Source organism: Cellvibrio sp. ARAG 10.3 (assembly GCF_051846955.1).
Taxonomy (GTDB): Bacteria; Pseudomonadota; Gammaproteobacteria; order Pseudomonadales; family Cellvibrionaceae; genus Cellvibrio.
This window is the reverse complement of sequence record NZ_JBPYCU010000004.1, coordinates 279,005-292,873: the sequence shown is the minus strand read 5'-3', so window position 1 is coordinate 292,873 and position 13,869 is coordinate 279,005. Positions and strand designations below refer to the sequence as shown.

Sequence of the window (13,869 nt, the reverse complement as noted above, 5' to 3'; positions counted from 1 at the left end):
AGGTGTTGCGACGCAACCAATGCATGCCCCGGATCTTTTATGACCACACCCCCAAGTGATGTGGCAAGACCCATGCAATAGAGATTCTCCCTGGCCAGGTTGGCAACCGGTTTATTAATTGTAATGGTGGTGAACTATGCCTGCGTTTCTTGAAGTTATTCTGATCGGCTTTGCCATATTGGCGCTCCTGGGTGTGATCTTTGAGGAAGTCATTCACATCAACAAAGCGAAAACCACGTTGTTCTTTGGCAGCATTTCCTGGTTATTAATGTTTATGTTTGCCGGTTCGCCCGAGCAGCAGGATGTCATGCTTGGCAAGCTCGACCACAACCTGCTGGAGATTGCGACCCTCTGGTTGTTCCTTATGGCGACGATGACATTCGTTGCCTATCTCAACGCCAAGGGCTTGATCCAGACGCTGGTGCAACGGGTTTGCCCGCAGCAGATGAGCAAGCGGAGCCTGATGGTGATGGTGGCGGTGTTTGCCATGATCCTGTCGATGATTTGTGACAACGTGACCGCAACTCTGGTGACTCTTGGCTTGGTACACGCCTTCAATCTTGATAACCGCACCCGGATCAAACTCGCTGTGTTGGTAGTATTTGCAGTGAACTCCGGCGGTGTGGCTTTGATCACCGGTGACGTAACCACCCTGATGATCTTCCTCGCCGGCCATGTCACCATGTTGCAATTGTTTGTGTTGGTCATGCCAGCGATTATTGGCGTGCTCGCGCTCAGCTTGATGTTGTTCCCTGGTGTTACCGGTACCGTGTCCACCGATAAAATCCAGCGTCATTTCAAAGCGATGGACATTGCCATCATGGTGATTTTTTTCACCACTATCTTCTGTACCATGCTGTTCAATTTCTTCTTCCAGATTCCGCCCGTATTAACCTTCCTCACAGGCTTGTCGGTGATGTTTTTGTTCGGCCACTGGCTGCGTACCGATAAAGAAGAAACCCGCATCCTGGAATATATCCGTCAGGTAGAGTACGAAACCCTGCTGTTCTTCCTGGGAATTTTGCTGTTGGTGGGCATGCTGAAGGAAATTGGTGTGCTCGATCTGCTGACGAGTGCGTATGCACAGTTCAGTCCGACAGTCGCCAATTACAGTGCCGGTATCTTCTCGGCGTTGATCGATAACGTGCCCTTGACTGCTGCCCTGCTGAAAGCCTCGCCGACGTTGGCTACTTCCGAATGGCTCGGCCTGACCTACGCGGTGGGTGTGGGTGGTTCTTTACTGGCTATTGGTTCAGCGGCGGGGATTATCGCCATGAGCAAGGTGAAAGGATTAACCTTCGGTACCCATATTCGCTATTTCCCGTTTCTGTTTATTGCCTACACGCTGGGCTACTGGGTAACCATTACCCTGGCGAAGATGATGTTTTGATGTGAAGTCGTGCGATAAATAACGCCATTAAAAAAGCCCCGACTGCTTGTGCAGCCGGGGCTTTTTTAATGGCCGAAAAACTCGACGAAGCTTACAAGGATTTCAGGAAACTGAGCACATCTTCTTTTTGTCCGCCAGACAACGCCTGATAAGCATTTTTAGCCGCTTCTCCTTCGCCGCCGTGCCACAGGATGGCTTCTTCAATCGTCCTGGCGCGGCCGTCGTGCAGGTAGCTGTGCACGGGCGTGCAGACTTCGTTGCCTTGGCCGCCGATGGGGTTGATCACGCCGCCGGTGACACACGCTGATAATCCCAATCCCCATAAAGGCGCAGTGCGCCACTCGGAGCCGGATGCCTGGCCTTCACCCAGATTGTCCGCCAGTCCCGGTCCCATATCGTGCAGCAACAGGTCGGTGTAGGGGTGGATCGTCTGACCACGAAGCTCAGCCAAGGGGTGATACTGACTGGTTTGCAGGGTCGGTTTGTGGCAACCGGCACAGCCGATATCGGAGAACAGCGTTTGGCCACGCTGTACCGCCGGATTGTTGATATCGCGTTGGGGCCGTACGCCGAGCAGGGAGATGTATTTCACCAGGTTGTCCAAATGGGCATCTGCCAGCTCCGAGCCGCTGCCACCGCAGCCGGATTGGCCGGATCCGCAATCCGGGTTGGGCAGCAAGGATGTCATTACTCCCATGTCGCTATTAAAGGCGCTGGCGACCTGGTGTTTGACGCTGCTGGTGGCCGCCTTGTAGCCAAACCGCCCCAGGCGGGTTTGACCGCTGGCGGGATCGACCACCCGGTTGGCGCGCCCGGATATACCGTCGCCATTGGCATCATTGGCGTCTTCCATAGCCAGAATCGTGGATTCCGCCACGGCTTCAAGCAGGCCCATGCCGACTAACTGCGGTGCAATACGGGCAGAGAAACGCTCCGGTGTTACCCCGGTAAATTGATACTGGGGCGAACGCAAGCCATTCGACTCCTGCCAGAACGCGATGGAGACTTCGCCCTCACTGTTGGCTCCACCATTAGCGCGGGTTTGCAAGGCGCGCCCCAGTTGCGGGTGAGGATTGCCATTGGCATCACCGACGCGGAATACCCATTTATCCAATGGTTCGCCGACTGGTGCGGGGGCGGCGCGCCCATTGCGTACGTGGCAGCCGGCGCAGCTGTCGTTGACCCAGCGGGGACCGGCCTTGCCAATCATTTCGCTGAAGACTTCATTCTCCACGGGCCGCTCGTCGTGGGTGCCGTTGACGAAAGAGGTATGGTGCAGGCGTCGGCCCAGCACAAATGGCTGGCCATTGTCGTAACCCAGGTTGGTCGCCATCTGCATAAAGTGGTGGTGCGGTTCACCGGCGCTGAGTTGATGCAGGGTCGTCTCGCCACCTAACCAGGCGCTTTCAGGGATGGGCACCGAGTCTTTGATACCGCCTTGCGGTGTCGCGCCGCCGATTTCCCAGGGCACCAGGCCTTGACCCACGATATACAGGAAGGTCGTGCCATAATAAGCCGAACGGCCATTGGGTACATCGTGGGCCAGGAACTGGCTGGGCTCAAATTCGAGCTTATCGCCGATCTGGATCTGGCGACCTTCGCGGCAGTTGTAGCTGCTTTCCTTGTAATAGTTGTAGGGGTCCGTCATCAACATACCGCCGTTATCACAGAACTCCGCCACGGTGTTGACGCCAATATAGAACCAGCGGTTATCCGTGCTCGCCAGGGGCCATTGCGTCCGTACGTTCATCCTGATGGTGGTGCCGCCTTTCGCAACATAATCGATGATCTCAATAGACGCGGTGCGATGTTCCCAGTAAAAACTCAGGAAGTGGTCGTAGGCCTGGAACATGTCCTCTTTGGCGTGACGGTCGCGGGCGCGATCTGCAATGCGGGTGACTAACGCATCGCCCCGGTCATATTGAATCACCGGCTCCAGTTGGGTGGAGGAGTTATATAACGGCACCACATTGCCCAGCGGTACGCTGCTGGAACTCATGGCGCTGGACGAGCTGGATGGCACGATTGAACTGCTGGAGGAGCTGCTCGAAGAGCTGGAGCTGACCGAAGCGACCGAGCTTGAGCTGCTGGAAGAAGAACTGCCGGTGGCACCGCCAAAGACACGCACTTCCCAGATCGAGTAACCCCAGTTATTGCCGGCACTGCGTTGGGTGGCGTTGATGCGCAGATAGCGGTAATTGCCGGTGATGGCATGGGTGTCGGTCCGTTCCCCGAAAGCCCCGCCGGTATGGGTGGCCAGGGTAGACCAGCTGCTGCCGTTGGTTGAACCCTGAACCTGGTAATTGGCGGCGTTGGCGGCTTCCCAATCAATGGCCACACTGCCCAGGCTATAGCTGTTGCCCAGATCTACCTGCAACCAGGCCGTACCGGCGCCGTGGGTCGATTCCCAGCGGGTGCCGCCATTGCCGTCCACCGCCAGGTTAGCTGCGGTCAGGGCCGGACTGCTGGTGGCAATTTTATTCAGGGCGATGTTGGTTTCCGGTGGCGGCGTCACGGCGCCACCGCTAAATACGCGGACTTCCCATATTGAGTAACCCCATTGATTGCCGGTGCTGCGCTGCGTGCAATAAATACGCACATAACGATAGGAGCCGGACACAGCCACCGTATCCGTGCGCGCACCAAAGGTGCCGCCGGTTTGCGAGGCGAGGGTGGTCCAGTTGTTGTCGTCGTTGGAACCCTGGATTTCATAATTGGCTGCATTGGCCGCTTCCCAGTCGATCACCACACTGGTCAGCGCTGCTGCACTGCCTAAATCAATCCGCAACCACGAAGGGCTTACGCCGTGGTTGGATTCCCAGCGTGTGCCGCTATTACCGTCCGTTGCGTTAGTGGCGGGCGTCATAGCGGTGCTGGCGGTAGTTGTTTTATTGAGCGCCAGATTGGTTTGGGCGTGGCTTGCGTGGCTTAACAGCAGAATGACACCGAGCAAGCAGTAAATACATCTTATATTTATTCTGCGCATTGTTTATCTCCAGATAACCGCGATCATCACCGTACCGGTACAGCAATCGTCTGCGGGTGATGAAGTGAGGTTGGTTTGATTGAATGCTGCGTCCCCGGGTGGGAATTGCAGCTTCCCGCTATGGTTATATTTTTCGTATCAGGCATTAACTTGCGCAGGCAGAATTGCACAAAGCCAGCGATTAATCGTCCCACTTTGGTGGGGAATAACTAAGCGGAATTCCTGATGCGGGGATGCCAGTAAGCGTGGGAATTGGGAAAAAAGATTGCGTGGTTTTTTATGCCGATAAATAAAAACTGCATCACAAAAAAATTGGCAAAATTTTTTCTTTTAAGAAAAGCGAAAGGCCAAATGCGTGTGGTCTGCTAGTGCACAAGCCTGAGAAATCAGGCTTCTGCAAGCGCACCTTTGTTGATGCCTTCAAACGCTTTAACGCGAATCGTCTTATCCGGATTGTCGGCGCGCGTTGTCTGGGCAATGTGGTATGCAAGAAACTCGACGGTGCTGTCAGTATCAATCAGATAGCAACATCGTTGCGGTAAGGTCAGTTCAAAAGGCCCCTGTGCCGAAGTATACGCAAAGTGGTAATACGCAAGGCCACCGAATTGCGGTTTGGCGATGATGTCTTCACGGGTACCAATATAAATGTCACGCCAGCGTTCGGCCCACTGATGTTCGAGGGCGGGACTTTTTTGATCGTTGGCCCAGATATCGATACGCGAACGGTGACCATGGGCAATGCGCTGGCAGTTGCCGCCGTGCTTTTTCAAACCATGACTGTAATGGTAGAAGGCCCCATCGATCATCTCGTTACTGAAGCTCAGCTCCAATCGCGCCACGCTGTCCGGAAATAAACTTTTCAGGCGGCGGATACACCAGTCGGCGACAGAGGCCGGCGTCAGCACCTCAGCTTCTACCAAGGCGATAGCATCCTTGGGCGAACGGGTATGAAGAAATTCACCGTCGTCACCAAATTCCCACTGGATATCCAGCTGGTCATCGACTTCGGTGATGGTGATGTTGGGTGAGCGGGCGGGCACGGCCAAACGGTGATCCAACTCCGTATCAAGCCAGTGGCGCAATAATTTCTTGACGGTACCGAAGTCGCACACCATCCCCTGTTCATCCAACTCTCCATGCAACTGGACATTGGCCAACCAGGTTTCGCCCAATAAACCGCGTTGGGGATCAAGGAAGCTGAAATCAACATTGGTGAGGTTATCGACAAACAACAGCATAAAAAAGGCCGAGGGTAGGGGGGTAATGGATAAATCGGCGGCCATGATATCACCTGCCGCGCGTTCAGGGCAGCGGGAGGCGGTGGTGAATAAACTAATCGCTATATGGAAGAACCGGCTTAGTTTGTTTGGGTTCTAGTATACAAGTTGGTTGCAGGTGCTGGGGAGAGGGGCTAAGATATTGTTGTGGTTTTTGTGACAATAAGCCGGGTCTGGTGGTTGCTCATTGCCTAATCCGTACATGCGCGGAGCAGTGAATGTGCTGAATCGGGAAACTTGTTGTTGCTTACCCCTGTGCCGGGTGAGATTCGCATCCGGTAAGTGTTCATGAAGCCTTGACAGCCCCTACTGTCATTTATCAAGCGCTGGCTTGGGGCTCGGGGGATTTCCCCGAGCCTTAGCTTTTTTCAAAAAACATTAAAAACTAACGGTGACGGTTAAACGAGTTCGGCTGCCTCATGCCTTGCCTTGGCCGATGATTTCCCGGCGTATTCCTTGCGCAAGATAACCGCTGCTTCCACCATCCGCGCCAGCGCGGCTTCAGTCTCCGGCCACCGGCGGGTTTTCAAGCCACAATCCGGATTGACCCACAAACGCTCCACCGGTAATTCGCGTGCGGCACGACGCAACAAATTCACCATGGTGTCGACCTCCGGCACGTTGGGCGAGTGGATGTCGTACACACCCGGGCCGATATCGTTGGGGTATTTAAAAGCCTCAAAGGCTTGCAGCAATTCACCATCGGAGCGCGAGGTTTCAATGGTGATGACATCCGCATCCAGATCCGCAATCGCACCAATGATGTCGTTGAACTCCGAGTAACACATATGGGTGTGAATCTGGGTTTCGTCCTGCACACCGCTGGCGCTGATGCGAAACGCCTTCACTGCCCAATCCAGATATGCCTGCCAATCTTTCTTACGCAATGGCAAGCCTTCGCGAATAGCCGGTTCATCAATTTGAATCACCTTGATACCGGCAGATTCCAGGTCAACCACTTCATCGCGCAGGGCCAGCGCAATTTGCAGGGCGGTGGTCGCACGCGGCTGGTCGTCGCGCACAAAGGACCAGAAGAGCATGGTGATGGGTCCGGTCAACATGCCTTTTACCGGCTTTTGGCTGAGGGATTGGGCGTAGCGCGCCCAGCTCACGGTAATCGGCTGCGGACGCGATACGTCGCCATAAATAATCGGTGGTTTCACACAGCGCGAGCCGTAACTCTGCACCCAACCATATTGGGTAAACGCATAACCGTCGAGGTTCTCACCAAAATACTCCACCATGTCGTTGCGCTCGGCTTCGCCGTGCACAAGCACATCAATACCCAGTTTTTCCTGACGCGCAATGGCATCGGCAATTTCCTGGCGAATGCGATTCTGGTATTCGGCTTCGTTGATTGCGCCCTGTTTAAAGTCGCGGCGGGTCTGGCGTATATGATCCGTCTGCGGAAATGAGCCGATGGTGGTGGTCGGAAACAGCGGCAGATTCAATAACGCCTGCTGTTGCTTGTTCCGCGTCGCAAAGCCACTTTGCCGTTCGCTGTCCTGCGGTTTTACAGCGTGCAAGCGCGCTTGCACCGCCGGGTTATGAATCAGTGATGAAGTCCGACGCGCCTGGGCGGCGGCATTACTGCTGGAGAGCGCTTCCTGCGCAAGTGCATCAAACGGGCGGGTCAGCAGGGTTTTCAATGCGACGACTTCGCCCACTTTTTGTTTGGCAAATGCCAACCAGCTTTTTATGTCAGCAGCTAATTTTTCTTCGCGCTCCAGATCCACCGGTGAGTGCAATAACGAACAGGACGGTGCCACCCACAAACGCTCACCGAGGCGTTCCTGCGCTGCGGTTAACACCGCAAGGGATTTGCCCAGATCGTTGCGCCAGATATTGCGACCGTCAACCACACCGATCGATAAAATTTTATGGGCCGAGAGGCGATCAACCAGCGTGAGCACCTGCTCCGGTGCGCGCACCGCATCGATATGCAAACCGGCCACGGGTAAATTCACCGCTGTAGATAAGTTCTCACCCAGGGCACCGAAATAAGTCGCCACTAGGATTTTCAATTGTTTGTGCTGCAGGCGATGGTAGACATTTTCAAACGCCTGCTGCCATTTAGCCGGCAGGTCCAGGACCAGAATCGGTTCATCGATTTGCACCCAGCTTGCGCCGACATCGGCCAAGGCTTGCAGTAATTGCTCATAAGCCGGCAGCAGGTTTTGCAGTAAATCGAAACGATCAAATGCCTGACCTTTTTCTTTACCCAACCATAAATAACTGAGCGGTCCGAGGATCACCGGCTTGACGGCATAGCCTGCCGCGATAGCGTCTGCGGTTTCATCGATGATTTGCCGCCAGCTCAAACTGAACGTCTGACCCAGGTGAAATTCCGGCACCAGATAGTGATAGTTGGTATCAAACCATTTGGTCATGTCAGAGGCGGTGGTCGCTTGCCCGGTCGGTGCACGACCGCGCGCCACGCGGAACAATGTGTCGAGATCGACGTCGGTGCACGGCTGCCCCGGTGCCGCGTGGCTCGCGCTGCCTTGAGTGTGAGCGCAGCACGCCGCGTCGTCATGGGTATGCGCAACGGCACTAGCCGGTGCATCTTTGCGATGGCGCAGGGGGATATTGCCCAGTGTGGCGGACAGGGTCAGTACCTGGTCATACCACGCAAAGTCGCCGGTCGGGATCAGATCCAGACCTGAGTCGGCTTGTAGTTTCCAGTGGGCCAGCCGCAGTTCACGGCCCGCCGCTTCCAGCCCTTCCCGGGACAGATCACCGCGCCAATAGGCTTCCAGTGCTTTCTTTAATTCACGATCCGCGCCGATACGCGGAAAGCCCAGGTTATGGGCGATAACGGAGGTTCCTGACATGATTGCTGCCTCTTTTTTATCCAATTCACGATGACAGGCATTGTCCGGAAGTTATTAACTTGAATCAAACTGATAATTTTCAGTTTTAACATGAATAGAATTTATAGTAATCTCCTCGTATTGTTTGTTGGATTACGCCGCTACGCGGCTAATCCAACCTACGGTTCCTTGATGAGGTTGAGATGATCGAAATCCGCCATTTAAAAACCCTGCTCGCTCTGCGGGAAACCGGTAGCCTGGTAGAGGCGGCGGAGCGTTTGTTTTTAACCCAATCGGCGTTGTCCCATCAGCTCAAGGAATTGGAAAGCCGCCTGGATTGCGAACTGTTTGTCCGCAAAAGCCGCCCCCTGCGTTTTACCGAGGCAGGCAAACGTTTGTTGCAATTAGCCGATGACGTACTCGCTAAAGTCAGTGAGGCCGAGCGGGACCTTCAAAAATTATTGCACGGCGAAGCAGGGCGCCTGTACATGGCTATCGAGTGTCACAGTTGTTTTAACTGGTTGATGCCGACAGTGGATGTTTATCGCAATCAATGGCCTGCCATTGAACTGGATTTTTCCGGCGGGTTTATGTTTGAGCCGCTGCCGGCCCTGGCGCAAGGCGAGGTAGACCTGGTAATAACCTCGGACCCGCAACCCATCAAAGGCGTGGAATATGTGGCGCTGTTCAGTTACGAAATGCAGATCGCCATTGCCAACCACCATCCGTTGCAGGCAAAACGTTTTTTGCAGCCGGAAGACCTTGCCGATCAAACCGTGATTACCTATCCGGTCGAACGCAGTCGCCTGGATATTTTTAAATATTTTCTCGATCCCGCCGGCGTCGCGCCCGCCGGTGTGCGCACTTCGGAATTAACCTTGATGATGGTGCAGCTGGTTGCCAGTGGTCGGGGCGTTTGTGCCTTACCCAATTGGGTATTGGCTGAATATGTCGATAAGGCATTGATCAGTGTACGTTCTGCGGGTGAGCACGGTGTTTGGCCGACCTTGTATGCGGCGGTTCGCGAGGAACAATTGGCCGCGCCGTTTGTGCAGGACTTCTTAAAGCTGGCCAAAGCGCATTGCCTGAAAAATCTTTCCGGTGTGAAGCAGGTGGTATAAGTGTCGCTTTGTTGCGCAATAACATCCGATTGATTGGATGGAGTATCGGGTTTAACTGGTTAGCTTTGTGCAACAGCCGGAGTTAATTTTCCGTGACAATTGTCCAGGACCTAGCCATCCCCCGTTGTTGCCCCTTCATTTGCCGGGCGCGCCAGGCGGGCAAATTTCGCTAATACACCACGGGTGTAACGCGGTTCCGGGTGTTTCCATTCAGCGCGCCGCGCTGCCAGTTCCTCATCGCTCACATGCAGATGCAAGCTCAGGGTGTCCGCATCAATGGTAATCAAATCACCATCGTGAACCAGCGCGATAGTCCCACCGACAAAGGCTTCTGGTGCAACATGTCCCACTACCATGCCCCAGGTACCACCGGAGAAACGGCCATCTGTTAACAGGCCGACGCTGTCGCCCAAACCTTTCCCGATCAGTGCCGAGGTCGGTGCGAGCATCTCCGGCATCCCCGGCCCGCCTTGGGGGCCCAGGTAACGCAACACCAGCACGTCACCCGCTTGAATCTGGTCGCCGAGGATGGCGGCCATCGCGCTGTCTTCATCGTCAAATACCCGCGCCGGGCCGGTGATCTTTGGGCTTTTCAGGCCGGTAATCTTGGCCACCGCGCCATCTACGGCCAGGTTGCCCTTGAGGATCGCCAGATGTCCGTGGGGGTAGATGGGCGCCGTAACCGGATAAATCACGCGCGGCGTCTCGGTCCGATTATCGGGCCATAACTGCAACTCCTCCGCCAGGGTGCGACCGGTAATCGTCAGGCAATCACCAAACAGCAAGTCCGCCTCCAGCAGCGCTTTCAGCACCCGCGGCACGCCACCCACCTGATGCAGGTCCACCGCCAGGTACTGGCCGGAGGGTTTCAGGTCGCACAACACCGGGATTTTCTGGCGCACCCGTTCAAAATCATCCAGGGTCCACTCCACCTCGGCGGCCCGGGCGATGGCGAGGAAATGCAGCACGGCATTGGTGGAACCGCCCACCGCCATAATCAGGGCCACCGCGTTTTCAATGGCGTTCCGGGTGATGATGTCGCGCGGTTTGATATCCCGCTTGATAGCCTCCAGCAACACCCGCCCGGATTCTGCGGCGCTGGTCACTTTCTCTTGGTCGGTGTTGGCCATGGTGGATGACCCGAGCAATGACAAACCCAGCGCTTCAAAGGCTGCGCTCATGGTATTGGCTGTGTACATGCCGCCACAGGAACCGCTGGACGGGCAGGCGTGGCGTTCAATCGCTTCAAATTCCACGGCGTCGATGCGTTGGGCGGTGTAAGCACCCACCGCTTCAAACACTGACACAATATTCAGATCCTGCCCCTGCCAATGACCCGGTTTGATGGTGCCGCCATACACATAGATGCTCGGCACATTGGTGCGGGCCATGGCGATCATGCCGCCGGGCATATTTTTGTCACAGCCACCGATCACCAACACGCCATCCATCCACTGACCCTGCACACAGGTTTCAATGCAATCTGCAATGACCTCGCGGGAGATGAGTGAATACTTCATGCCTTCCGTGCCCATGGACATGCCATCCGAGATAGTGGGCGTGCCGAACACCTGTGGATTGCCGCCCGCTTCAGCGATAGCGGTAATGGCAGCGTCAGCCAGCTTCTGCAAACCGGAATTGCACGGCGTAATTGTTGAGTGGCCATTGGCGACCCCAACCATCGGCTTTTCAAAATCCGCCTTTGCGTAGCCCATGGCGTAATACATGGCGCGATTGGGCGCCCGGGCTACGCCTTGGGTAATGTGTTGTGAACGTTTGTTGTGAGGCATGGTTTCTCCTTGATCTGGCTGGATGTCTGAAGGGCAAGCGGTACGCATAAGGCTGTGACCACAGCTTGTTTGGTTTTCGCTGAGGAGGATCGGGCAGAAACGCATTTGGCGGATAAATCTTTAATTAGACGGTGATCTATCGACAAGCGTGGCGCGTAAATCAATGTGTCTTTTCCGCGCTCCATCGTTCACCCACCATTACCCGTCAACTAGAGGCATCTCATGGCTGGTTCCTACAATTGGCTCCTGGTTTTTGCATCCTACTGCGTAGCGGTTATCGCGGCCTACACGGCTATTTATTTTGGTACCCGCTTATTTGATCTTTCGGGTAACGCGCGCAAGTTCTGGCTGGCCGCCGGGGCCTTGTGTCTCGGCACTGGCATCTGGTCCATGCATTTTGTCGGCATGAGCGCTTACACCATGCCGGGTCACGCGCATATGTCATTCAGCGCCTGGTTGACCCTGGCATCCTGGATTCCGGCGGTGCTGGCGTCCGCCCTGGCTTTGTATGTCATTACCCTGCCGACGGTGGCCTGGCGCAGCATCGCTGCCAGTGCATTCATCATGGGGACGGGTATCTTCGCCATGCATTACGGCGGTATGTACGCGATGCAGATGCATCCCGCTATTCAATACGATACAGCCTTGGTGATCCTGTCCGGTGTCATCGCGGTGGTAGCCTCGGGTGCCGCACTGGTGATCTGCCGCAAGGTGCGCGATGTTCCGCCGAATTATGCGCTGGCGGTGAAACTGGCTGCTGCCCTGGTGATGGGCGCCGCCATTTGCGGAATGCATTACACCGGCATGGCGGCGGCCAACTACCCCAGTGGTGCGGTCACAGCAGACACCAATACGCTGCGCGGCGACTGGATGGGGATTCCGACCGCTGTCGCTGCCAGTATCTTTTTGCTTCTGGCGCTTTACATGGCTTACCGCGATCTGCGCGAAGCGGAGCGCGTTCGCGCGGCGATGCGAGAGCGCCAACAGGCCGTCCATCAGGCCGCGTTTTATGATCGCGTTACCGGTCTCGCCAACCGCAACCTCCTGGAAGCGCGGGTACTGGAGAAATTAACGGTGCGGGATACCGGCAACACGCCGTCGCCCTTCAGCCTTTGGTACCTTGAACTGACGAATTATCGGGAACTGATCCAGCGTCACACGGATGACACTGTGCAGGCTTCGATGCGACAGATTGCGGCGATCTTGCAGCAGGCGTTGCCGCACACGGAGTTACTGGTCCGCTACAGCAATAACAGTTTTATGTTTATCGTCCAGCCCCTGACGGCTGGCGCGCGTGCAGAGGTTGTACGCCAGTTGACGAGGGCGCTGGAGCAAAGCCAGATGATCAACGGCAAGCAGATTAGCTATCAATGGGGCTGGGGGTTCAGTGAATATCCGGCGTCCGGCACGAACAGCCGTAACCTCATCCGTGCCGCTCAAAGACTGCGCAACCCCGCGAAAACGGCTGAGCAGAAGCTGCAAATGGCGTGATTAATATTGAGGTGGGGATGTGACGGCAGGCATTTTTTTGAGTGCCTGCCGCCAATTGACGAGGTTGCAACGCAAGAATCAGCTGAAACAACGCTCCGTGCAAAAAGTAAGGCAAAAATTACGCTAATGCTTTCAGTGCCGCCTCGTAGTTTGGCTCATGGGCGACTTCGCTGACTAACTCGGTATGCAACACTTTTCCATCGGTATCCACAACCACCACAGCCCGCGCGGTTAAACCGGCCAGGGGGCCATCAACCAGTTTTACGCCATAATCGCTGGCAAAGTTGGAACGAAATGCCGACGCGGGGATAACCTTATCCAGACCTTCCGCACCGCAGAAGCGAGCCAGTGCAAACGGTAAATCTTGCGAGGCGCACACCACAACGGTGTTGTCCAATTTGCTCGCTTCAGCATTGAAGGTACGCACAGAAGTTGCGCAGGTGGGAGTATCGACGCTGGGGAAAATATTCAATACAACACGTTTGCCTTTCAAATCCTCCAGAGCAACCTCAGACAAATCAGTCTTCACCAATTTGAACGCGGGGGCCTGGCTACCACTGGCGGGCAAATTGCCATTGGTGTTAAAGGGATTTCCTTTGAGGGTCACTGTTGCCATAGGGTCTAACTCCTGTTGTAGGGAAAAATTTGATGGCTGGGATTTTCAGCGCAAGCCTAGATGAATGCGGCCAAAAAAGGAAATAACAAGTTAAGCAACCGCTTGATTCGCGCAAATATGGCGGATATTTGCCGGTTTCCGCGCTCTTGTTGTTTTTTTACCGGATCGCCGCTCGCATAACGCTTATTCCGAAAGCGCCTTGCAATGACCGGACAAACTGCGGATAATGCGCGCCTCTTGCAGTCTGGCTCACAGCCAAACGCAAGCTGCAATGGTGGCCTTTCCGGTCCCCTCGCAATAATGATCTGTAAACCCCGCCAGGCCCGGAAGGGAGCAACGGTAGCAGTAAGTTATGTGCCGGGGTGTGGCTGGTCAGGTCACCACC

Annotated in this window: 8 protein-coding genes and 1 other RNA gene; 4 read left to right on the top strand and 5 right to left on the bottom strand. The window is 55.3% G+C overall.

Translation table 11 applies throughout. The features are described 5' to 3' along the window. Positions 1-136 precede the first annotated feature (136 nt). Positions 137-1,390: a sodium:proton antiporter NhaD gene (gene nhaD / locus ACSV5M_RS07660; RefSeq protein ID WP_439175145.1), complete on the top strand. Its 1,254-nt coding sequence runs from the start codon at positions 137-139 to the stop codon at positions 1,388-1,390. 91 nt (positions 1,391-1,481) lie between these two features. On the opposite strand, the gene ACSV5M_RS07655 is transcribed toward nhaD, so the two are convergent. From ACSV5M_RS07655 to metE, 3 genes are all read right to left on the bottom strand, one after another. Next, positions 1,482-4,376 carry a di-heme oxidoredictase family protein gene (locus ACSV5M_RS07655; RefSeq protein WP_439175143.1) on the bottom strand — a complete coding sequence of 965 codons (2,895 nt, stop codon included), beginning with the start codon at positions 4,374-4,376 and terminating at the stop codon, positions 1,482-1,484. Positions 4,377-4,762: 386 nt separating this feature from the next. Continuing rightward, a complete protein-coding gene (locus ACSV5M_RS07650) occupies positions 4,763-5,614 on the bottom strand; it encodes a 6-carboxytetrahydropterin synthase (protein ID WP_439175258.1) in 852 nt (283 codons plus the stop codon). Positions 5,615-6,051: 437 nt separating this feature from the next. After that, a complete protein-coding gene (metE, locus tag ACSV5M_RS07645; protein ID WP_439175140.1) occupies positions 6,052-8,487 on the bottom strand; it encodes a 5-methyltetrahydropteroyltriglutamate--homocysteine S-methyltransferase in 2,436 nt (811 codons plus the stop codon). Positions 8,488-8,669: 182 nt separating this feature from the next. On the opposite strand from metE, the gene ACSV5M_RS07640 reads away from it, so the two are divergent. After that, positions 8,670-9,587 carry a LysR family transcriptional regulator gene (locus ACSV5M_RS07640; protein ID WP_439175138.1) on the top strand — a complete coding sequence of 306 codons (918 nt, stop codon included), beginning with the start codon at positions 8,670-8,672 and terminating at the stop codon, positions 9,585-9,587. Positions 9,588-9,697: 110 nt separating this feature from the next. On the opposite strand, the gene ilvD is transcribed toward ACSV5M_RS07640, so the two are convergent. Continuing rightward, positions 9,698-11,377, bottom strand: a complete 1,680-nt coding sequence (gene ilvD / locus ACSV5M_RS07635; protein WP_439175137.1) for a dihydroxy-acid dehydratase — start codon at positions 11,375-11,377, stop codon at positions 9,698-9,700. Positions 11,378-11,599: 222 nt separating this feature from the next. Here ilvD and ACSV5M_RS07630 point away from each other — a divergent pair, with 222 nt between their 5' ends. Beyond that, positions 11,600-12,868 (top strand): MHYT domain-containing protein, encoded by a 1,269-nt coding sequence (locus ACSV5M_RS07630; RefSeq protein WP_439175135.1) that lies wholly within the window; start codon positions 11,600-11,602, stop codon positions 12,866-12,868. A 118-nt stretch (positions 12,869-12,986) separates the two neighbouring features. Here ACSV5M_RS07630 and tpx read toward each other — a convergent pair whose 3' ends face one another. Beyond that, positions 12,987-13,484: a thiol peroxidase gene (tpx, locus tag ACSV5M_RS07625; RefSeq protein WP_439175133.1), complete on the bottom strand. Its 498-nt coding sequence runs from the start codon at positions 13,482-13,484 to the stop codon at positions 12,987-12,989. A gap of 281 nt (positions 13,485-13,765) precedes the next feature. On the opposite strand from tpx, the gene ffs reads away from it, so the two are divergent. Beyond that, positions 13,766-13,861, top strand: an RNA gene (ffs, locus tag ACSV5M_RS07620) — signal recognition particle sRNA small type. The last annotated feature ends 8 nt before the right edge of the window (positions 13,862-13,869 follow it).